Here is a 20,885-nt window from a genome sequence, read left to right as displayed (position 1 = left end):
GGCTATGGGGGCGAGCCAAAGGCGCTATTAAATGACCGGGAGTGGTCGTTTGCCACCGGGCATCTTGCCACATCGGCTTTCATTCTCTTGCTCGGTAGCGTCCAAGTATCAAGAGGCCGCCTGCAATAAGAGGGGTCCCATACGCGAACGAGAAAAGCACGACCCAGTCAATAAGATCAGCATCTGTGCCTGACACTACCGGGGGCCACATCGGAATTGATCCTGACCAAAGCGCACCAAGGATCATTCCCGGCAGTATGATGATAGCCCAAAATACGCCGATTATCTTCGCAGCGAACCTCATGCGGGCCAGTGTCATGTCTGCTTTGCAGAATTGCAAGCAGGACTAGCAATGACCTGCTTTGGTAGCTTCCAGACCATCGCCGCGTCTGGTTGCAGCCGGTCGTTCTCAGCCGCGATCCTTTACCCGTCAGCTAGCTCACCCTCCCCCCGCATCCGGGTGAAGATATTCCATGTCGCGATGAACAAAGCCGCGATCACCGGGCCGATGACGATGCCGTTGAAGCCGAACAGCTCCAGCCCGCCCAGCGTGGAGATGAGCACCACATAATCAGGAATGCGCGTGTCGCGGCCGACCAGGATGGGGCGCAGCACATTGTCGACCGACCCGATCACCAGCGCGCCGCACACCACCAGCACCACGCCCTGCCACACCGCGCCGGTGGCGAACAGATAGATGGCGACGGGAACCCACACGATCGCGGTGCCTATGGCGGGCAGCAACGAAAAGGCGCCCATGAGCACGCCCCAGAGCAGCGCGCCCTGAATGCCCAGCGCCCAGAAGACCAGCCCGCCGATCAGCCCCTGCACGATGGCGACGACGATGCTGCCCTTGATCGTGGCGCGGGTGACGATGACGAACTGTTCGATGAGCGCCGTGCGCTGGCCCGCGCGCAGCGGGGCGGCGGCCGCAATCCTGCGCGCCAGCCAGTCGCCATCGCGCAGCAGGAAGAAGGCGAGATAGAGCATGACGCCCAGCGCCACGAAAAAGCTGAAAGCGCTCTGCCCGATCTGGAAAGCCTGGCCTGCGAGCGTGCGGAAACTGCTGGTCAGGCCGCGCGTCACCATTTCCTGCGCGGCATAGAAATTGGTGATGCCCAGCCGCTGGACATAGGGGCGCAACCAGTCGGGCAGCGCCGCGATCACATCGTAGAACAGGCGGACGAAATTAATCTCGCCCGACTGCACCTTGCCATAGAAATAGGTCGCTTCCTGCAACAGCGCCGCCCCCAGGACGAAGGCGGGAACGATCACCAGCAAGAGGATGAGCAGCAAGGTCAGCAGCGCTGCCGCATTGGTCCGGCCCGGCATCCGCGCGCGAATGCGATGATGCACCGGCGCGAACACGATGGCGACGATCACGCCCCACAGGATCGCGGCGAAGAAGGGTTCAATCACCAGGGCGAAGGCGATCGACACCAGCAGGACGAAGCCGAGGAAGAAGCCATCCTCCAGCTTGGTCGACAGGTGCATCGGGGGCGGATCGGAATCGGGCGTCATCACCCATCCTTGGCAAAATCCTGCGCGCAAATCCATCGCCGCGCGCGGGCCAAGCCTGTCCTTTTGCGCCCGCCCCCGCTAAGGAAGCCGCCTGTTTATCTCCAGCATGGGCATATCGGCACAGTGGCACGCGAAATCACCGGTTTTTCCAACCCGCTGGTCAAGCGCGTCCGCAGCTTGCGGGAAAAGAAATATCGCAAGGCCGAAGGGCTGTTCCTGGCCGAAGGGCTGCGCATCCTGACCGAAGCGCGCGAGGAAGGCGTGCTGCCCGAAATGCTTTTCCATGCCGGCGCCACGCACTCGCTGGCGCTGGAGCTGATCGACGCGATCGAGGCGGCGGGCGGTGACGTCATCGTCACCACGCCCGACATCCTGTCCAAGATCAGCGGCAAGGATAATGCGCAGGCGCTCGTCGGCGTCTATCGCGACCGGCTGACGCCGCTCGCCGCGCTCGACAGGGACAGGGCGGACATCTGGATCGTCGCCCAGTCGCTGCGCGATCCCGGCAATCTGGGCACTATCCTGCGCACCGGCGATGCGGTCGGCGCGGGCGGCCTCATCCTGATCGACGATTGCGTCGATCCCTTCTCGGTCGAATCGGTGCGCGCCAGCATGGGCGCGCTTTTCACCCAGTCGATCACCCAGGCGCGGTGGGAGGACTTCATCCCCTGGCTGCGCGGCGGCGCGGGGCAATTGATCGGCACCAGCCTCAAAGCCACGCAGGATTATCAGGAGCCGGCCTATCAAAGCCCCAGCTTCCTGCTGGTGGGCAATGAAGCGCAGGGCCTGCCCGCCGATTATGAGGCGCAATGCGACCTGCTGGTCAAAATGCCGATGCGCGGCAAGGCCGACAGCCTGAACGCCGCCGTCGCGACCGCGGTGATGGCCTATGAACTGCTGAATCAGAAGAGGCGAGACATCATGATCCGTTCGTCCTGAGGTGGGACTGAGCGGAGCCGAAGGCCCGTATCGAAGGAAGCGCACCTGTCCTTCGATACGCCGCTTCGACTTTGCTCAGCGACTACTCAGGACGAACGGGGCGCAAGATGGAATGAGGGGGCTAAACATCATGACACAGACCAGCGGCATCGGCGACATTTGGCGGCACAAGCGGGTGCTGGCGGCCAGCCTCATAGGCACGGCGGTCGAATTTTACGACTTCTACATCTATGCCACCGCCGCCAGCCTGATCTTCCCCGCGCTCTTCTTCCCCGCCTCCTCCCCCACCGCGCAGCTCATGGCCTCCTATGGCAGCCTGGCCCTTGCCTTTTTCGCGCGACCGTTGGGCGCGGCGGTGTTCGGCCATTATGGCGACCGCGTGGGGCGCAAGGCCACGCTGGTGACGTCGCTGATGCTGATGGGTGGCTGCACGCTAGCAATCGGCTTCCTGCCGACCCATGCGCAGATCGGCTGGTGGGCGCCCCTGATCCTGTGCCTGCTGCGCTTTGGCCAGGGTCTGGGCCTGGGCGGCGAATGGGGCGGCGCGGCGCTGCTGGCAGTGGAAAATGCGCCGCCCGGGTGGCGCGCGCGGTTCGGCATGTTCCCGCAACTGGGCGCGCCGGCCGGCTTCATCGCCGCCAACGGCCTGTTCCTGATCCTCGACACCGCATTGTCCGAAGCGGATTTCCTCGCCTGGGGCTGGCGCCTGCCGTTCCTGGGCAGCGCGGTGCTGGTGTTCCTGGGCCTGTGGGTCCGCCTCAAACTCACTGAAACGCCCGAATTCGCCGCCGCGCAGGCGCAAGCGCCGCCACCCGCCGTCCCGCTCGCTACGCTGCTGCGCGATCATCTGGGCGCCGCCATCGCCGGCACCTTCGCGGTCGTCGCCTGCTTTGCCGTTTATTATATCGCCACCGCCTTCGCCCTGGGATACGGCACCACGACATTGGGCATCGACCGCAGCATCTTCCTGTCGCTGCAACTGGGCGCAATCCTGTTCATGGCGGTGGGCATCGTGCTGGCGGGCTGGTGGTCGGATCAGCGCACGCCGACGCGCGTGCTGGCCTGGGGCTGCGCGGGCACGACGCTGATGGGCCTTGCCTTCGGGCCGATGATCGGCACGGGCGCGCTGCTGCCCATCTTTGCGATCCTGGCGATTGCGCTGTTCCTGATGGGCTTCGTCTACGGCCCGCTGGGCGCCTATCTGCCCGCCCTGTTCCCGATCCAGCTGCGCTACACCGGCGCGTCCTTCGCCTTCAACCTTGGCGGCATCATCGGCGGCGCGCTCGCCCCGATCGTCGCCACCTGGCTGATCGCGGCGCAGGGCGTGGCGCTGGTCGGCCTCTACATGACGGCGGCGGCCGCCATCAGCCTGATGGGCCTGTGGGCGACGCGCGGCGCGCAGACATAAAAAAGGCGGCGAGCCGAAGCCGCCGCCTTTCTTTACCCTCAAGCCTGATCGCGCGGCGATCAGCCTTCGCTGCGGACGTCGCGGCGCTCGGCGATGCGGGCGCGCTTGCCGGTGCGGCCACGCAGATAGTAGAGCTTGGCGCGACGCACGACACCGCGGCGGACGACGGTGATGCTGTCGATGTTCGGCGAATAGAGCGGGAACACGCGCTCCACGCCTTCGCCGAACGAAATCTTGCGCACGGTGAAGTTGGACCCCATGCCCTTGTTGGAGCGGGCGATGCACACGCCTTCATAATTCTGGACGCGGCTGCGGTCGCCTTCCTTGACCTTGACGCCCACGCGCAGCGTGTCGCCGGGGCGGAAGTCGGGAATATCCTTGGCGAGGGCGGCGATGTTTTCCGCCTCGATCTGCTGGATGATGTTCATGTCACTCAGTCCTTGGTCGTTCGTTGCGCACCAGAGGGCGGCTGGTCCCGAACGCCGATATGACGTTCCCAAAGGTCCGGCCGCCTTAGCCGTGTATCATCCTCCGCCCTTTGATTCCGCCAGGCGGCGATCTTCGCATGATCCCCCGATCGCAACACTTGCGGGATCGTGCGCCCCTCCCATTCCACCGGGCGGGTATAATGCGGATATTCGAGCAGCCCTGTTTCGAAGGATTCCTCGACTCCGCTGGAAGCCGCGCCCATTACACCGGGAAGCAACCGCACGCAAGCATCCAGCAGCAGCAAGGCCGCCATTTCCCCGCCCGACAATATGATGTCGCCCATGCTGACCTGCTCGATCGGGCGGGCGTCGAAAATCCTTTCGTCAAACCCCTCGAACCGGCCGCACAAGATAGTCGCGCCCGGCCCCGCCGCCAGATCGCGCACGCGCGCCTGCGTGATGGGCTGACCACGCGGCGTCATTGCCAGCACCGGCAGGTCGGGCCGCTTTTCCAGCGCATGATCCACCGCCTTGCCCAGCACATCGGCGCGCAGCACCATCCCCGCGCCACCGCCCGCCGGGGTATCGTCCACGGTGCGATGCTTGTCCGCCGCAAAGTGGCGAATCTGAATGGGATCGCACGCCCACTTCCCCTCGCCCAGTGCCCGCCCCGCCAGCGACACGCCCAACGGCCCGGGAAACATCTCCGGGTAGAGGGTCAGGATTTGCGCGGTGAAGCTCATCCGCGCCGCCGCGCCCGCAAGCGGGCCGCCGAAAAGCCGCCGGCCAGGCACAGCATGCCGCAGAGGAGCAATGTCAGGCCGAAGCGGATCAGCAGGTCCGACCAGTCATTCTGTCGCATCAGGCCGGGCAGGATGAAGAGCAAGGGCATCGGCAGGACGAGCGCGAGCGCCACGGCGATCTTGACGCCAGCACGCCAGCCAATCCCCCATAGCCGCCATCCGGCCGCGAGCAGGAACAGCAGGTAGAGCGCCAGGACGATTTGCGGGACGACGGCCATGCGCCCGCGCTTAGGCGATGGGGCGGGCAGCGTCCAGCATCCGCCGCATCATGGCTGGCGCGCGACCAGTTTCAATTCCTGAATCTGCGCGGTCGGGGTGGGCGCAAGCAGCAGCGTCCCGTCCACCCGCCCACGGTCGCACGACCAGGTGAAGCTGCCCGACAGGTTGCCGCTGGCCGCGATCGGCGCGTCCGTGCGGCAGGCCCCGACTTGCCCGCGCATTGCGTCGAGGCGGCGCCCCCAACCGTCGGCGTCATTGTCCAGCAGCATGTTCATCGCCAGACGGTCCCGCGCCGCCAGGATGTTGCCAGTGGCATAGATGCGGCCCGCAGCAGCATAGCCATCGGCCAGAAGCGGCGTCACCGGCAGATTGCGGGCGATGAGCGCCCCGGCCTGCTTCAACGCGACCGCCGCATCCCAGGCCGGACCCGCCCCGCCATTATAGGTGCGGTTGGTGAAGACGAAGATGCCAACGCCATAGTCCGGCATCAGCATCACATGGCTGCCATAGCCGGGATAGCCGCCGCCATGGGACAAGGTCAGCCCCAGGTCGCAATCCTGCGCGACCCGCATGCCAAAGCCATAGGCCGCCGCCTGTTTGCAGGCGTCCGGCCCGCTCTTGCCGTTGCGTTGCGCCGGCTTCACGAAGTTGCTGCCCTGCGCCAGCATCCGCACGGACGCGCGCGCGACTGGCCCCTGATCGGCATCATCCCGCGCCGGCCAGGCCGACAGCAGGAAGGCGACCCAGCGCGCATAGTCCGTCGCGCTGGTCTGCAAGCCCCCCATTGCACCAAATGCGCCGTCCGCCATGTCCGGCTCGCGCCGCCATCGCCCCTCCTCCCAGCGATAGCCCAGCGCGCGACGGTCGTGTGGCCATTCGCTTACCGCATATCCGCTCGACGTCATGCCAAGCGGGGCGAGCAGGCGGGTTTCGACATAGCGGCGATAGGCCATGCCGCTGACATTGGCGATTATTCGCCCGAGCAGCGCATAGCCCAGATTGCTATATTCATAGCGTGTGCCCGGCGCGGTGCTGAACGGCACGCCCTGCGCCAACAGGCGGGTGAAATCCTGCTCAGGCATCGGCGTCTGCCGGTCACCCCATGGATTATCATCCACAAACCCGGCGCTGTGGGTCAGAAGGTCGCGGATTCGGATGCGCGGGCTGTCCCGTGTCGGATAGGTCCACTGGCGCAATTCAGGAACATGCCGCTCCGCCAGGTCATCCAGCGACAGCTTGCCCTCCTCCCGCAATTTCAGGATCGCAAGCGCAGTGAACGCCTTGGTCATCGACGCGATGCGGAACAGGCTGTCGGGCTTGACCGGGCGCTGCCGGTCCAGGTCCTGCACGCCAAAAGCCTTTACATGGACCAGCCGCCCATTGGCGACGATGCCATAGACCAGGCCTGGGGCATGGCTGTCCTGCCGGAAGTCATGGAACAGGCGATCGATGTCGGCGGTGGCGGCGGCGATCTTCGCCTCGTCAGCCTGCGCCTGGGCAAGGGCGGGGAAGGACAGCAGCAGGAGCAGCAGCCAGACCTTCACAGGGTCCAGTCCTCCATCTTCAGCCCCTCGATATCCGCGAAATCCTTTTGATTACGCGTCACCAGAACCATTCCGAGGGCCAATGCCTGCGTTCCGATCAAGCGATCGAAGCTGTTGCGGCGAATGCCGACCTGGGCCGCCACCTGAGCATAGGTCCGCGATGCCGCATCATCGAACGGCGCGACGTTCAGCAGAGAGAGGAAGGCATCCACCCGCCGCCCGTCCCCGACCGGATCGCTGGACGTCCGATTGCCCACGCGCAATTCGGCCGCGGTTATCGCCGACACGCTCAACGCATCGAGGGCATCGCCCATGCGCCGCGCCAGCGGGGCGCTTCGCCCCAGCAGGAAATCGATGCAGACACTCGTGTCCAGCAGATAGAGCGACGTCGTCATGCGGCCTGGGTCGCGTCACGGCTCCAGTCACGCTCGGCTTGAGCCGTATCGTCCCGGCCATCCGCCATGAAGCCGGCAGACATGCTGCCGTAAAGTCCCATCAGGACCTCTCGCGCCCGATCCTGTCGCCAGAAGGAAAAGCTGCCATCGTCATGCGGGACAAGCGTCATTTCTTCGCCTTCCTGCAGCCCCAGCGCCTTGGGCAGGCGCAGGGCCAGGCTGTTGCCGGACTTGAAAATCTTGGCCTTATACTCTTCGCCCATGGAACAGCTCCGTATATACGGGGTGTATATACTATTCCACGAACGCGGCGTCAATCGTGGCTCCGCCGCCCTCCAGCGTCACCGCGTGCATCGGCACCATGAAGCGTTTGCCATTGGCGCGCTCTATCTCGACAATGTCACCCGCGCCGAAATTCTCGACGGCGACGATGCTGCCCAACGCCTCGCCGGTGCTGGAGGTGCAGGGCAGGTCGATGAGGTCGACATGATAATATTCGCCCTCGCCCAGCGGCGGCAGGGCTGATCGCGGCACCGTCAATTCCGTGCCGCGCAGCGCTTCGGCCGCACCGCGATCGCCGATTTCAGCAAAGCGGGCGACCGCGCCATTGGGGCCGGGGCGCAGCGACTTCAACGTCAGCATGCGCCCGGCGGCCATGAAGCCGCCATAGCTTTTGAGGCTGTCCGGCCCGTCGCCGAACAGCTTGAGACGGACCTCGCCCGTCACCCCATGCGCCCCTGTGACGACGGCCAGAGTGACAGGCTTGTCGGTCAAGTCGATCAGCCCTCGGCCTGCTCGGCAGTGGCTTCTTCAGCGGGCGCGGCTTCCTCAGCAGGAGTTTCAGCCGGCGCGTTGGCGGCTTCTTCCGCAGCCTTGCGGGCTTCTTCGGCCTCGGCAGCCTTGGTCGCGCGATCTTCCGCGCGATCCTTGGCCTTCTGGCCCGGCTCCGCCTTCTTGGGGTTGTTGCGGGCGGCGCGTTCCTTCACGCCGGCGGCGTCGAGGAAGCGGGCGACGCGGTCGGTCGGCTGCGCGCCGGCGGCGACCCAGTGCTTCGCACGCTCGACGTCCAGAACGACGCGCTTTTCATCGCCCTTGGGCAGGACGGGGTTGTAGCTGCCGATGCGCTCGATGAACTTGCCGTCACGCGGGGCGCGGCTGTCGGCGACGACGATGCGGTAGTAGGGGCGCTTCTTGGAGCCGCCGCGCGACAGACGGATGGAGGTTGCCATGGATATTTGCCTTTCTGTTCAAACCAAATGTAATGTAACTGCTTATTTCTTCATGAAATTCTGAAAGCCCGGCGGGAGCTTGGGCATGTTGCCGCCAAGCCCGCCCAATCCGCCAAGGCCCGACAGGTCGGGCGGACCGCCCTGCCCTTCGGGACCGCCCGCGCCGCCCAGGCCGCCAAGCCCGCCGCCGCCGAACATCTTGGCCAGCCCTTTAAGGCCGCCCATCTTGCGGATCTTCTTCATCGCGCTTTCCATCTCCTGATGCATTTTCAGGAGCCGGTTGACCTCCTGCACCGTAGTGCCGGAACCCTTGGCGATGCGGATCTTGCGCTTGGCGTTGATGAGCGCGGGCTTCTCCCGCTCCTTGGGCGTCATGGAGCTGATCATCGCGTCGAGATGGATCAGCGTCTTGTCATTGGCGCCGCTATTGGCCATCGCCGCCTGCGCTTTTTTCAGCCCCGGCAGCATGCCCGCCAGCGCGCCCAGCCCGCCCATGCGGCGCATCTGATTCAATTGCGCGCGCAGGTCGTTCATGTCGAACTGACCCTTGGCCATTTTCTTGGCGAGCTTGTCGGCTTCCTCGGCGTCGATCGTCTCGGCGGCCTTTTCCACCAGCGACACGACATCGCCCATGCCCAGGATGCGCTGCGCGACACGCTGCGGATGGAAAGGCTCGATCGCGTCGAGCTTTTCGCCCGTGCCCGCGAATTTGATCGGACGGCCCGTCACCGCCCGCATCGACAGCGCCGCGCCGCCGCGCGCATCGCCGTCCATGCGCGTCAGCACCACGCCGGTCAGCGGCACTTGGGCGGTAAAGCTGGTCGCGACGTTCACGGCGTCCTGCCCGGTGAGCGAATCGACGACAAGCAGGATTTCGGCCGGCGTGGCGACATCGGCCACCGCCTTCATCTCGTCCATCAACGCCTGGTCGACATGCAGGCGCCCGGCGGTGTCGAGCATCACCACGTCGAAGCCCTGAAGCTTCGCCGCCTGCAATGCGCGGCGGGCGATGTCGACCGGCTGCTGACCGGCGATGATCGGCAGCGTCGCGACGTCCGTCTGCGTGCCGAGCACCGCCAGCTGCTCCTGCGCGGCCGGGCGCTGCACGTCGAGCGACGCCATCAGCACCTTCTTCCGCTCTTTTTCCTTGAGGCGCTTGGCGATCTTCGCAGTGGAGGTGGTCTTGCCCGATCCCTGAAGCCCCACCATCATGATGACGGCGGGCGGGGTCACGTCGATCATCAGGTCAGACGTATCCGAACCCAAAGTCTCGGTCAGCGTGTCGGAGACGATCTTGACGACCATCTGGCCCGGCGTGACCGAACGCAGCACATCGCTGCCCACCGCCCGCTCGGTCGCCTGATCGACGAATTGGCGCACCACCGGCAGCGCCACGTCGGCCTCCAGCAGCGCGATCCGGACTTCGCGCATCGCGGCGCGGACATCGTCCTCCGTAAGCGCACCGCGCCCACGCAGCTTGTCGAAGACCCCACCTAGGCGATCGCTGAGCGAATCGAACATCAACACCTCATTCGGGCCGAAGCCCTTGAAAATCCGTAGCAGACCCCTCAAACGACAAAATCGCCGGCGGGCGAAACCTCGCCGGCCAGCGTCCATCCGATGCCCCGATTGGGCGCCCTGGAGTCGTCAGAGTCGAACGGCACGCCGCCCGATGCTGGGCGTGCCCTTAGGGGAATGCGTGGGGAATAGCAAGCGGGGAGCGGTGGTGGCGGGGTGCAGAGTGTCGGCTACGGCGCGGGCGGGTCAACTCAGCCGGCATTCGATCAATAACGGATGATTTTTGCAAACCGGGAAGTTGATGGATCGGTGGTCGTATCCGCATCGACTTGAATCACCTCAACGTTGTGCTGAGCAGCCAAGTTCCGGACTTGCTCAATAAGACTTGAGATTTGGGAAGTTGAATTCGGCACCGGCAGTTTCGGGTACAGGAAACCACCTTCCGCATCGGTGAGATTCACAGCGTCAAATTCTGCGAGCTTTTCTGCAAACGCTGTCAATCGGTTCGACGGTGCCGTGAGGTAGAACGTCAGCCACAACTCCGGAATGTCAAAGGCCGGCTGAGACTGGATGGCCGCCATCCGCTGTTCTATTTCGGTGCTATCCATGGCTCGACGCTAAACCAATCTGCGCTCGTCAGCTATCGAAAATCATCAATCGCCACGTCAATTGCTGCCATTGGTCGATCCTTGCTACTCCCTTCGTCATGCCGGGCTTACCCGGCATCCCGCTTATCTGCCTTTGTAAAAAAGCGGGATCCCGGCTCAGGGCCGGGATGACGCTGCGGACTCATGTTCACTGAGCCTCTCCTACATCGCCCTTCGTTGCCAAGCCGTGATCCGCAACACTGCACCCGAACACCCACTTTCCGATAGGATCGCCCCCGCGTAATTTTATGTCGCATTCTGCGGGAAATATGCGAAGCTAAGGGGATAGCAGAGGGGAGCCTACACGCATGAGCTGGACACGCCGCAAGCCGATGGAGGCGATGGTGCCGCAGGATAGCGGGCATAAACTCGCCCGCACCCTGTCCTGGCCGCACCTGCTGGCGCTGGGCGTCGGCGCGATCGTGGGGACGGGCATCCTGACGCTGATCGGCGTTGGCGCGGACCGGGCCGGCCCCGCCGTCCTCCTCTCCTTCGCCATTGCCGGCGCGATCTGCGCCTGCGCGGCGCTCGCCTATGCCGAACTCTCCACCATGATGCCGGCGGCCGGCAGCGCCTACAGCTACTCCTATGTCGTCCTTGGCGAAGGGATCGCCTGGATCGTGGGCTGGTCGCTGATCCTGGAATATAGCCTCGTCGTGTCGACCGTGGCGGTCGGCTGGTCGGGCTATGCCGGGCCGCTGCTGACCCCGCTGGGTTTCCCGGAGGCGCTCACCAAGGGACCGGAGCTGGGCGGCATCATCAACCTGCCCGCCATCTTCATCATCGCCGTGGTCGCAGGATTGCTGATGTTCGGCACGCGCGAAAGCGCGCGGCTCAACACCATCCTTGTCCTCATCAAGATCGTGACGTTGAGCCTGTTCGTCGCCTATGCCCTGCCCGCCTTCGACGCGGCGAACCTGGAGCCGTTCATGCCCTTCGGCTTTGCCAAGTCGATGAGCCCCGATGGCGTCGAGCGTGGGGTCATGGCCGCCGCCGCAATCATCTTCTTCGCCTTTTACGGCTTCGACGCGATTTCGACGGCGGCGGAGGAAGCGAAAAACCCCGACCGTGACCTGGCCATCGGCATCGTCGGGTCGCTGATCGTCTGCACGTTGATCTATGTCCTCGTCGCCGCCGCCGCGATCGGCGCGCTGCCCTTCACCCGCTTTGCCGACAGCCCCGAGCCGCTGGCGCTGATCCTGCGCGAAATGAACCAGGGCGGCGTGGCGCGCATCGTGGCCATTGCCGCGGTCATCGCGCTGCCGACGGTGCTGCTGGGCTTCCTCTATGGCCAGAGCCGCATCTTCCTGGTGATGGCGCGCGACGGCTTCCTGCCCCAAGGCCTCGCCCGCATATCGAAGCGCGGCACCCCGGCGCGGATCACGCTGGTGACGGCGGTGCTGGTCGCGATCATCGCGGGGCTGCTGCCGATCGACGAGATCGCGGCGCTGGCCAATGCCGGCACGCTGATTGCCTTCACCGCCGTAGGCCTGTGCCTCCTCGTCCTGCGCAAGCGCGCGCCCGACCTGCGCCGCCCGTTCCGCACGCCTGCAGCCTGGGTCGTGGGCATCGGCGCAGTCGCGGGCTGCGCCTATCTGTTCCTCAGCCTGCCGATGATGACGATCATGGCCTGCGCGGCCTGGAATGCGATAGGCCTGGCGGTGTATTTCCTTTATGGGCAGCGACGGGCGAGCGCCGCAAAATAAGGAGCTGGAATTGACTGCCTTACTAAGCATCATGCTGGCCGCGACACTTGTTCCAGCAATGCCGGCAAAGTCGCCCGGATATTGGCTGAGCGACGACGACTACCCTTCGGGTGCGCTGAAGCGGAAAGAGGAAGGGCCGGTAGCATTTTCCCTTCTCATCTCGCCGACCGGGCGCATTGCCAACTGCATGATCACGCAGACCAGCGGCTCGGCGGATTTGGACGAACGAACCTGTGCCATGATCGCGTCACGCGGTCGCTTCAAAGCGGCGAGGGACGAAAATGCCGCTGCGACATACGGCTCGTATAGAGGAATGCTGTACTGGCGCCTTCCCGGCAAGCTAGGTGGCCCATCCTATCGCTATGTGCCTCCTGTTGATATGACATTACAGGTCAAGCGCTTGCCCGGCGGAGCGCAGGAGGAGCGCGTAACGCTGACCGCAAAGTTTGATCAAACCGGACATGTCACTGCTTGCCAAGCGTTCAACCCCGACCAATCGTCCGCAAAACTGGTTGAGGTCGCATGCCAGCAGACACAGCAATTATTTAGCTCAGTCACCGCCGACGCCGACGGGCGTCCAGTGCCTATCGTGCAGCTGCTCACTGTCAAATTCCAGGTCGCGGCACCTTAAGCCCGGACTCGCCTTTTCCCCTCACGCGCCCTACATGGCCGCGCATGGGACGCTTCTCCAAAATGCATGGTCTGGGCAATGACTTCGTGGTCATCGACGCGCGCGCCGCGCCGGTGGCCATGAGCGAGGCGCGCGCTCGCGCCATTGCCGACCGTCATGCCGGCATCGGTTGCGACCAGTTGATCGTGATTGGCGATGCGCCCGATGCCGACGTGTCGATGCAAATCTTCAACGCCGACGGCAGCGAGGTGGAGGCGTGCGGCAACGCCACGCGCTGCGTGCCGCTGTTTATCGGGCGTGACGTCACCATCCGCACCAGGGCCGGCCTGCTCGACGCCCGGCTGATCGACGGCGGGGCCAGCGTCGACATGGGCGCGCCGCGGTTCGACTGGGACGCGATCCCGCTCGCCTATGCGATGGACACGCTGACGATGCCGGCGAGCTGGGAAGAGCTGCCCGCCCCCGCCGCGGTCAATGTCGGCAATCCGCATGTCATCTTCTTCGTCGATGATTTGGACGGCGTCGACACCGCACGGCTTGGACCCGTGATCGAGCAGGACCCGCTCTTCCCGAAGCGCGTGAACGTGAATTTCGCGCAGGTCGTGGGCGAAAACCACATCCGCCTGATCGTCTGGGAGCGCGGCGCCGGCCTGACGCGCGCTTGCGGCACCGGGGCCTGCGCCACCGCCGTCGCCGCCATCCGGCGCAAGCTGGCGCACGGCCCTGTCATCGTGACGCTGCCGGGTGGCGATCTCGTCATCGACTGGAGGCCGGGCGGCTCCATCCGGATGACCGGCCCCGCCACCCATGTCTTCGATGGCGAGGCCGACTGGGCGCGCTTCTGACATGAGCGGCCCCGACATCATCACCATGGGGTGCCGCCTCAACATCGCCGAAAGCGAGGCGATCCGACAGATGGCGGCGGATCAGGGCGACCTTATCGTCGTCAACAGTTGCGCCGTTACCGCCGAAGCGGTGCGCCAGACCCGCCAGGCGATCCGCCGCGCGCGACGCGAACGGCCCGACGCGCGCATCCTCGTCACCGGCTGCGCCGCGCAGACGGAGCCGCAAACCTTCGCCGCCATGGCGGAGGTGGACGCGGTCATCGGCAACCGGGAAAAGATGGAGGCGGCGACCTACCACCGTCCGTTTGAGCAGCCCTCAAAGGTCCGCGTCGCCGACATCATGACCGTGCGCGACACCGCGCCCCACATGGCGAGCGCCTTTGCCGACCATGCCCGCGCTTTCCTTGAGGTGCAAAATGGCTGCGACCATCGCTGCACCTTCTGCATCATCCCCTATGGCCGGGGGAACAGCCGGTCCGTCCCGGCGGGCGCGGTTGTGGACAAGGCGCGCGAGCTGGTGGACGCGGGCTATCGCGAAATCGTCCTCACCGGGGTCGACGTGACCAGCTATGGCCCCGACCTGCCCGGCGCGCCGACGCTGGGCCTGCTGGTCGAGCGCATCCTTAAAGGCGTACCTGACCTGCCGCGCCTGCGCCTCTCGTCGATCGACAGCGTGGAGATGGACGATCGCCTGTTCGACCTCATCGCGCGCGAACCGCGCATGATGCCGCATGTCCATTTGTCGCTCCAGGCGGGCGACGACATGATCCTCAAGCGCATGAAGCGCCGCCACAGCCGCGCCGACGCGGTGCGGATCGTCGAGCGGCTGAAGGCCGCACGGCCCGACATCAGCATCGGCGCGGACATCATCGCCGGTTTCCCGACCGAAGACGACGCGATGTTCGCGCGCAGCCTGGCCCTGATCGACGATTGCGCCATCGTCCACGGCCATATCTTTCCCTATTCCCCGCGCGCAGGCACACCCGCCGCGCGGATGCCGCAGGTCGACCGGGCGACGATCAAGACCCGCGCCGCCCGGCTGCGCGCCGCCTGCGCGGACCGCCGCGACGCCTGGCTGCGCAGCCTGATCGGCACGCAACACTCCGTGCTGGTCGAACGCAGCGGCCTGAGCGGCCACGCGGAAAATTTTGCGCCGGTGCGTTTCACGACGACGCAGACACCCTCCGCCATCCTGCGCGCGACCATCACAGGGCTTGAGAAGGGCGTCCTGATCGCGCAAGAGGCGGCATGACGGATATTCATCATGGCTGATACAAACTGGCGCGATCGACTGTTCGGCGGGCTCAAGCGCACGTCCGACCGGCTGGGCGACAATCTGACCGGCCTTTTCACCAAGGCCGCGCTCGACGACCAGACGCTCGATGAGATCGAGGAGGCGCTGATCGTTTCCGACCTTGGCCCGGCCATGGCGGCCCGGGTGCGCGACCGGCTGGCAGAAGGGCGCTTCAATCGGGAACTGACCGAGGAATATCTGCGCGAGATCATCGCCGAGGAAATTGAAAAGACGCTCGCCCCGGTCGCGCGGCCGCTGGAGATCGAGGCGTTTCCCCGCCCTCAGGTCATCCTGGTCATCGGCGTCAACGGTTCGGGCAAGACGACGACCATCGCCAAGCTGGCGCATAATTTCCTGGAACAGGATTATGGCGTGATGCTGGCGGCGGGCGACACGTTCCGCGCCGCAGCGATCGGCCAGCTCAAAGTCTGGGCCGAACGGCTGGGCGTCCCCATCGTCGCCGGCAAGGAAGGGGGCGATGCGGCAGGCATCGTGTTCGACGCCGTCAAGCAGGCGACCGCGACCGGCATCGACGTGCTGATCGTCGACACCGCCGGGCGGCTTCAGAACAAGACCGAACTGATGGACGAACTGGCCAAGGTGCGCCGGGTGCTGGGCCGATTGAACCCCGCTGCCCCGCATGACGTTGTGCTGGTGCTGGACGCCACGACGGGACAGAATGCGTTGAACCAGATCGAGGTCTTCAAGGAAACGGCGCAGGTGACGGGGCTGGTCATGACCAAGTTGGACGGCACGGCGCGCGGCGGCGTGCTGGTTGCTGCGGCGGAGAAATTCCGCCTGCCCATCCATGCCATCGGCGTGGGTGAGAAGATCGAGGATCTGCGCCCCTTCGACCCCGGCGACATGGCAAAGGCGATCGCTGGCACGGCCTATGCGCGCTAAGCGATCATGATCCGTTCGGGCTGGGCCTGTCGAAGCCCAGCCCTCTCTGGAATAAGTGCGGCCCTTCGACAGGCTTGAGGGCGAACGGAAGATGCAAATGACAGCGACAAAATCCCACAATAACGGCACCTTGTCCCTTGCGCTCGACTTCGGGCCGCTGCTCGTCTTCTTCTTGACCTACAAGGGGGCGGGCTGGATCTGGGGCGCAGGCAATCCGATCACGGCGATGACCTTTGGCACCGGGGCCTTCATGGCCGCGATCGTCATTGCCGTCATCATTTCGAAGGTGAAGCTCGGCCGCGTATCGCCCATGCTCTGGCTGTCGGCGTTGCTGATCCTGTTCTTTGGCGGCCTCACCATCTATTTTCGCGACCAGAGTTTCATTCAGGTCAAGCCGACCATCATCTACGCCTTTTTCGCGCTGATGCTGTTTGCGGGCCTGTTGCGCGGCCAGCCGCTGCTCAAATATCTCCTCCAGGCGGCCTATGATGGGCTGACGCACGAAGGCTGGATGAAATTGTCACGCAATTGGGCGCTGTTCTTTGTTGCCATGGCGATCGCCAATGAAGCCATGCGCCGGACGATGAGCTTCGACGCCTGGCTGGCGGTCAAGGTCTGGGGCGTGACGGTCGTGTCGGTCATTTTTGCGGGCGCCAACATCCCGATGCTGATGCGCCACGGCCTGACGCTGGGCGAGGAAAAGCCGAGCGAGGATATTGGCGAAACCACCCCGCCGCAGGGCTGATTTCTGCGATCGTTTCGCAATAGGCACAAGCCTCTTTTAATCCGCGCCGGCGAGCGCATATGGGATGCGCGGCGGGCTTGCAGCCTTGCTGCGACGATGAACCTTTCGGCCGCTCCGTCCGTTGAGCGGCCGTCCCCATAACGAATCCGAGGAGATCCGCCATGGCCTTTGTTCTGCCCGACCTTCCCTATGCCAAGGACGCCTTCGGCGACATCCTGTCGGCCGAAACCTTTGACTATCATCATGGCAAGCATCACAATGCCTATGTGACCAAGGCCAATGAACTGGTCGCTGCTGACACGTCGCTCCAAGGCAAGTCGCTGGTCGAACTCATCAAGTCGTCCAAGGGCGGCCTGTTCAACCAGGTCGGCCAGATCTGGAACCACACATTCTACTGGCATTCGCTCAGCCCCGAAAAGAAGCAGCCGTCGGGCGAATTGCTGGACAAGATCAATGACGCCTTCGGTTCGGTCGACGCCCTGATCGACAAGATGAAGGCAGAGGCCGTTGGCCATTTCGCCAGCGGCTGGGCCGCGCTGATCCTCAAGGACGGCAAGCTGGAAGTGACCAGCTATCACGACGCCGACACGCCGGTCGCGCATGAAGGCCACACGCCGCTGCTGATCCTCGATGTATGGGAACACGCCTATTATATCGATTATCGCAACGCGCGCCCCAACTATGCCGAGCGCGTGCTCAAGGAAGCGATCAACTGGGACTTTGCAGCCCAGAATCTGGATGGTCAGGGCGTCAGCCGCGCCGACCAGCCGGGCTGATGCCCACGCGCCGCCCTGCCCTTATGGCGGGGCGGCTGCGTCCCTTCCCATTTGGGCAGGATGACAAGATATTCTTAAATATTCTCGGTGATGCTTTCCTTTCCCGACGCGACGTCAGGAGGGATCGATGGATCTGGACGAATTACGCCGCCAGCATGCCGAAATCGGCCTTACCGCACGCGCGCTCGAACGAGCCGTGGCGGAAGAATATCAGCCCGAAGGCGTGGCGCGGCTGCGCTGGCAACTGGCGCGACAGCTTCTGACGCATGTCGCGCTGGAAGACCGCATCTTCTACCCCACACTCAAACGATCGCCCGAAGCGTCGACCCGCGACCATGCGACGGCGCTGGAAAGGGAACTGGGCGCTCTGGGCGAACGGTTTAGGGCTTATATGACAGACTGGAGCGACACGCGCATCGGCCGTGAATGGCAGGCCTTTTGCGTGGAGACACGCCTGATCCTGGACATGCTGATGGAGCGGGTCGGCCGGGAAGACCGGCTGTTCGATACATTGTCGCAGGGCCGCGGCATTGGCCGGAGCCCTGCCGCCCGCTCGGCGTGATAATTTAGGCCGCTTCCAGTTGCGCGACGAACTGGTCGGCCGCGCGTTGCAGGGCGCGCGCCGTGCGGGACAATCCCGATGCCGCGCTCGACACCCGATCGGACAGGCTTTCCGTGCTGCGCGCCATGTCGGCCGCCTGCTCCACCCGCTCGGCCATGCGCGTCACGCCTTCCGCCGTATCGCGCGCTGATTCGCCGATGGCGCTGGTCGCGGTGCGCTGGCTGTCGACCGCGCGCTGGATTTCGCCGGCAGCCGCGGCCAGTTGCTCGACCACCCGCGCCACATCGGACAGGGCACCCTGGGCGACGCCCGCCCCTTGATGCGCGGATGTCGCGAGCGATTGGATTTCGCCGGTCGCGCTCGCCGCCTGCCCCGCCAGCTGCTTCACTTCCTGCGCCACGACCGCGAAGCCGCGCCCAACCTCCCCTGCGCGCGCCGCTTCGATGGTCGCGTTGAGCGCCAGCAAATTAGTGCGCGCGGCGATCTGCGTGATCGAATCGGCAAAGCTGGTGATCGACGCGGTGCGGGTTTCCATGTCGCGCATCGCCTGATGCCCGGCGCTCGACACGCGCTGCGCGTCGCCGCCGAGCGATGCCTGCTGCGCCGCCGCCGACGCGATCGCCGTGATGGACTGGGACAATTGTTCGATCCGACCCGCCAGTTCCGCCGCGCGATCGGACGAGCGTTCGGCCGCTGCCACGGTTTCGTCCGTCCCCGCGCTGGCACGCCGCGCCAGTTCGTTGAGCGCGCGCGCCGAATCGTCCAGGTCGCTCGTCGCGTCGCTGACAGCGCTCACGACGTCGGCGATCGACTGGCGGAAAGCCTGGACCAATGCCAGCGTTTCAGCGCGCCTTTCCGTTGTGAGCCGCGCCCGCTCCTGCTCACGTTCAGCGCGCATCGCATCTTCACGCAGAGCCGCCTCCCGACTTTGCGCCATGGCGCGTTCGGCGGCGCTTCGTCCCGCCTCCGCCGCCTCGGCCAGTTGCGCCGCCGCGTTCGCATGACTATCGAGCGCAAGCAATTGCGACCGCAAACGCACCGCCAGATAGCAAAGCACTGCCGCCTGAAGGCTGACCGCCACGCCGTGAACGGCGACCCGCTGCACATTGCCGCTGCCCAGAAACACCCAGTCGGGCGCGATGAAATTGAGCGCCAGATGGTGCAGCGCCGTCAGGCCCGCCGACAGGATGATCGGCCGCCAGTCGTAAAGCAGCGCCAGCCCCGCCAGCGCCACGAAGAAAAACATATGCGCGTCCATCTGCCACCGGTGGCCGGACAGCAGGAAGACGCCAAGCGCCGGCTGCACCGTCGCCAGCGTGCTCATCATCAGGCGAACGACGGCATCCTGCCGATGACGCAGGACCATGATGGTGGGCATGATGTTGACCAGCGCCGACACCAGCAGCACCTGCGCCCCATCGCCAAGCCCCAGGCCGAGCGACAACAATCCCAGCGCGCCGCTCCAGATCCAGCTACCAAGAAGCAGAATTTGCAATCCCTGAAGACGCAAGCGGCTCAGACTGTCGATCGCGCGCATCAGGCAATTCCTCCACAACCACCCGCCCGCGCCGACAGCACCAGCACGCCGGCAAGCATGAGCGGCTGCATCAGGCGGCTGCGTTCCCCCTCAACCAGCAGGCTCTGCCCCGGCCCCGCGCTCACCAGCCTTGCGCCATGTGCGATGGCGACCGACGCCAGCATGGCGCGTCCGTGGGACGTGACAGGCACCAGCGCCATCCGGCCCGACGCAGGCGGCATGGCATACAGAAATAGGAGGCCGAAAAGGCCAAGGCCGCATTGGATGATAATGGGTGCGTTACGCCCCAATCGTGCGGGAATCATCATGCCGCCTCGATAGGGGGCAGATGGTAAGGATGTGATTAACGATCCCGCGCCGCGGCCAGCCCCAATTGCTGCGCCAGCATGTCGAGGTCAGCCTTGGGACGGACCAACAGCCAATCGCGGCTGTCCGCGCCATTCACCACCGTGACCGCGCCCTTGGGACAGATGCCAAGGCAATTCACCTCGACAATTCCCGCCGCGGCCTTGCGCCCTTTCTTGAGCGACAAATGCCGGCGCAATGCCTTGGCCAGGCGTTCGTCGCCATCCGGGCCAAACCCACCGCCGACCTTTTTGGAGCATTTGCGGCAGACCAGCACGGCCTGCTGCCAGTTCGATCGGACATGATCCTTCACGCTCCTGTCTTTCAGTCGGCCGCCGCGCGCGGCTTCCACGTCCGCCGCTCCTCGGCGGCGCGCAGCACTTCATAGGCGGCCTGGATCGCCTGAAACCGCACCGCAGCCTCGGCATCACCCGGCTTTACGTCCGGGTGATTTTCCTTCGCCAGCCGCCGCCAGCTTTTCTTCACCGTCTCGAAACTGGCGTCGTCCTCCAGCTCCAGCGCTTTCAAGGCGTGGAGTTCATCGCGTGAGCGGCTGCCATCGCCCGGCCCGCCCCAGCCATGATAGGCGCTCGACTGAAAACCGCTGGCGTCGCGCCGTTCCGCCCGTTCGCGCTGTTCGCGCTCTTCCTGGTCCAGCCCCTGAAAATAATCCCAGTTCCGGTTATATTCTGCCGCATGGTCCGAACAGAAATACCAGCGTTCCGGGCTATTGGGGGATTTGGGCGCCGGACACTCCCCCGGCTTTTCACAACCATGGCGGTCACATAGCCGCACCTGCTGCGCCTCGCGCGCCGCGCCATAGCTGCGCCACCGGGGAAAGCCCCAGTCATTGGATCGACCCTGTCTTGCCATCATGGCAAATTAGGAAA

Annotated in this window: 25 protein-coding genes; 10 read left to right on the top strand and 15 right to left on the bottom strand. The window is 64.9% G+C overall.

What is annotated here, in order from left to right; all coding sequences use genetic code 11:
• Window positions 1-423: 423 nt before the first annotated feature.
• Entirely contained in the window at window positions 424-1,521 is a 1,098-nt protein-coding gene (locus tag SAB01S_RS03800; protein ID WP_062731813.1) for an AI-2E family transporter, read from the bottom strand.
• 123 nt (window positions 1,522-1,644) lie between these two features.
• Here SAB01S_RS03800 and SAB01S_RS03795 point away from each other — a divergent pair, with 123 nt between their 5' ends.
• Window positions 1,645-2,460 (top strand): TrmH family RNA methyltransferase, encoded by an 816-nt coding sequence (locus SAB01S_RS03795; RefSeq protein WP_062731753.1) that lies wholly within the window; start codon window positions 1,645-1,647, stop codon window positions 2,458-2,460.
• Window positions 2,461-2,590: 130 nt separating this feature from the next.
• Window positions 2,591-3,868 carry an MFS transporter gene (locus tag SAB01S_RS03790; RefSeq protein WP_062731752.1) on the top strand — a complete coding sequence of 426 codons (1,278 nt, stop codon included), beginning with the start codon at window positions 2,591-2,593 and terminating at the stop codon, window positions 3,866-3,868.
• A 59-nt stretch (window positions 3,869-3,927) separates the two neighbouring features.
• Here the strand turns inward: SAB01S_RS03790 and rplS are convergent, their stop codons facing one another.
• The 10 genes from rplS to SAB01S_RS03740 all read right to left on the bottom strand — a co-directional run bounded on the left by rplS (window position 3,928) and on the right by SAB01S_RS03740 (window position 10,612).
• A complete protein-coding gene (gene rplS, locus SAB01S_RS03785; protein WP_021228675.1) occupies window positions 3,928-4,296 on the bottom strand; it encodes a 50S ribosomal protein L19 in 369 nt (122 codons plus the stop codon).
• Window positions 4,297-4,301: 5 nt separating this feature from the next.
• Window positions 4,302-5,039, bottom strand: coding sequence for a tRNA (guanosine(37)-N1)-methyltransferase TrmD (gene trmD, locus SAB01S_RS03780; RefSeq protein ID WP_062731751.1), 738 nt, complete (start codon window positions 5,037-5,039; stop codon window positions 4,302-4,304).
• A complete protein-coding gene (locus tag SAB01S_RS03775; protein WP_062731750.1) occupies window positions 5,036-5,317 on the bottom strand; it encodes a hypothetical protein in 282 nt (93 codons plus the stop codon). The genes trmD and SAB01S_RS03775 overlap by 4 nt, the downstream gene beginning before the upstream one ends.
• Window positions 5,318-5,365: 48 nt before the next feature.
• Entirely contained in the window at window positions 5,366-6,862 is a 1,497-nt protein-coding gene (locus tag SAB01S_RS03770) for a serine hydrolase domain-containing protein (RefSeq protein ID WP_062731749.1), read from the bottom strand.
• Window positions 6,859-7,257, bottom strand: coding sequence for a type II toxin-antitoxin system VapC family toxin (locus SAB01S_RS03765; protein WP_062731748.1), 399 nt, complete (start codon window positions 7,255-7,257; stop codon window positions 6,859-6,861). Before SAB01S_RS03765 ends, SAB01S_RS03770 begins: the two co-directional genes overlap by 4 nt.
• Entirely contained in the window at window positions 7,254-7,520 is a 267-nt protein-coding gene (locus tag SAB01S_RS03760; RefSeq protein ID WP_062731747.1) for an AbrB/MazE/SpoVT family DNA-binding domain-containing protein, read from the bottom strand. The genes SAB01S_RS03765 and SAB01S_RS03760 overlap by 4 nt, the downstream gene beginning before the upstream one ends.
• A gap of 31 nt (window positions 7,521-7,551) precedes the next feature.
• Complete coding sequence (rimM, locus tag SAB01S_RS03755) at window positions 7,552-8,031, bottom strand: ribosome maturation factor RimM (RefSeq protein ID WP_062731746.1); 480 nt, start codon at window positions 8,029-8,031, stop codon at window positions 7,552-7,554.
• Between the two features lie 5 nt (window positions 8,032-8,036).
• Window positions 8,037-8,486, bottom strand: a complete 450-nt coding sequence (gene rpsP, locus SAB01S_RS03750) for a 30S ribosomal protein S16 (RefSeq protein WP_062731745.1) — start codon at window positions 8,484-8,486, stop codon at window positions 8,037-8,039.
• 42 nt (window positions 8,487-8,528) lie between these two features.
• Window positions 8,529-10,007, bottom strand: coding sequence for a signal recognition particle protein (gene ffh / locus SAB01S_RS03745; RefSeq protein ID WP_174525607.1), 1,479 nt, complete (start codon window positions 10,005-10,007; stop codon window positions 8,529-8,531).
• Between the two features lie 263 nt (window positions 10,008-10,270).
• Window positions 10,271-10,612 (bottom strand): hypothetical protein, encoded by a 342-nt coding sequence (locus SAB01S_RS03740; protein WP_062731744.1) that lies wholly within the window; start codon window positions 10,610-10,612, stop codon window positions 10,271-10,273.
• Between the two features lie 347 nt (window positions 10,613-10,959).
• On the opposite strand from SAB01S_RS03740, the gene SAB01S_RS03735 reads away from it, so the two are divergent.
• From SAB01S_RS03735 to SAB01S_RS03700, 8 genes are all read left to right on the top strand, one after another.
• Window positions 10,960-12,357 (top strand): amino acid permease, encoded by a 1,398-nt coding sequence (locus tag SAB01S_RS03735; protein WP_062731743.1) that lies wholly within the window; start codon window positions 10,960-10,962, stop codon window positions 12,355-12,357.
• Between the two features lie 10 nt (window positions 12,358-12,367).
• The gene (locus SAB01S_RS03730; RefSeq protein ID WP_169802543.1) at window positions 12,368-12,988 is read left to right on the top strand and encodes an energy transducer TonB; all 621 of its coding nucleotides are present in this window, start codon (window positions 12,368-12,370) and stop codon (window positions 12,986-12,988) included.
• A gap of 44 nt (window positions 12,989-13,032) precedes the next feature.
• A complete protein-coding gene (dapF, locus tag SAB01S_RS03725; RefSeq protein WP_062731741.1) occupies window positions 13,033-13,833 on the top strand; it encodes a diaminopimelate epimerase in 801 nt (266 codons plus the stop codon).
• 1 nt (window position 13,834) lies between these two features.
• Window positions 13,835-15,085, top strand: a complete 1,251-nt coding sequence (gene mtaB, locus SAB01S_RS03720; protein WP_062731740.1) for a tRNA (N(6)-L-threonylcarbamoyladenosine(37)-C(2))-methylthiotransferase MtaB — start codon at window positions 13,835-13,837, stop codon at window positions 15,083-15,085.
• A 12-nt stretch (window positions 15,086-15,097) separates the two neighbouring features.
• Window positions 15,098-16,030 (top strand): signal recognition particle-docking protein FtsY, encoded by a 933-nt coding sequence (gene ftsY, locus SAB01S_RS03715; protein WP_021228689.1) that lies wholly within the window; start codon window positions 15,098-15,100, stop codon window positions 16,028-16,030.
• Window positions 16,031-16,127: 97 nt separating this feature from the next.
• A complete protein-coding gene (gene ispZ / locus SAB01S_RS03710) occupies window positions 16,128-16,775 on the top strand; it encodes a septation protein IspZ (RefSeq protein WP_174525606.1) in 648 nt (215 codons plus the stop codon).
• A gap of 161 nt (window positions 16,776-16,936) precedes the next feature.
• Complete coding sequence (locus SAB01S_RS03705) at window positions 16,937-17,551, top strand: superoxide dismutase (protein ID WP_062731738.1); 615 nt, start codon at window positions 16,937-16,939, stop codon at window positions 17,549-17,551.
• A 127-nt stretch (window positions 17,552-17,678) separates the two neighbouring features.
• Window positions 17,679-18,113, top strand: a complete 435-nt coding sequence (locus SAB01S_RS03700; RefSeq protein ID WP_062731737.1) for a hemerythrin domain-containing protein — start codon at window positions 17,679-17,681, stop codon at window positions 18,111-18,113.
• A gap of 4 nt (window positions 18,114-18,117) precedes the next feature.
• Here the strand turns inward: SAB01S_RS03700 and SAB01S_RS03695 are convergent, their stop codons facing one another.
• From SAB01S_RS03695 to SAB01S_RS03680, 4 genes are read right to left on the bottom strand one after another with little or no spacing between them, the layout of a single operon-like run.
• Window positions 18,118-19,650, bottom strand: a complete 1,533-nt coding sequence (locus SAB01S_RS03695) for a methyl-accepting chemotaxis protein (protein ID WP_062731736.1) — start codon at window positions 19,648-19,650, stop codon at window positions 18,118-18,120.
• Window positions 19,650-19,958, bottom strand: a complete 309-nt coding sequence (locus SAB01S_RS03690; protein WP_157078263.1) for a hypothetical protein — start codon at window positions 19,956-19,958, stop codon at window positions 19,650-19,652. The genes SAB01S_RS03695 and SAB01S_RS03690 overlap by 1 nt, the downstream gene beginning before the upstream one ends.
• Window positions 19,959-19,993: 35 nt before the next feature.
• On the bottom strand, window positions 19,994-20,347 hold the full coding sequence (locus SAB01S_RS03685) for a hypothetical protein (RefSeq protein ID WP_062731735.1): 354 nt from the start codon (window positions 20,345-20,347) through the stop codon (window positions 19,994-19,996).
• The gene (locus tag SAB01S_RS03680; protein ID WP_031299248.1) at window positions 20,320-20,868 is read right to left on the bottom strand and encodes a J domain-containing protein; all 549 of its coding nucleotides are present in this window, start codon (window positions 20,866-20,868) and stop codon (window positions 20,320-20,322) included. Before SAB01S_RS03680 ends, SAB01S_RS03685 begins: the two co-directional genes overlap by 28 nt.
• Between the last annotated feature and the right edge of the window lie 17 nt (window positions 20,869-20,885).

It is taken from the genome of Sphingobium abikonense NBRC 16140 (assembly GCF_001598335.1).
Lineage (GTDB): Bacteria > Pseudomonadota > Alphaproteobacteria > Sphingomonadales > Sphingomonadaceae > Sphingobium > Sphingobium abikonense.
The sequence above is the reverse complement of the archived record's forward strand: the minus strand, read 5'-3'. Positions and strand labels throughout refer to the sequence as shown.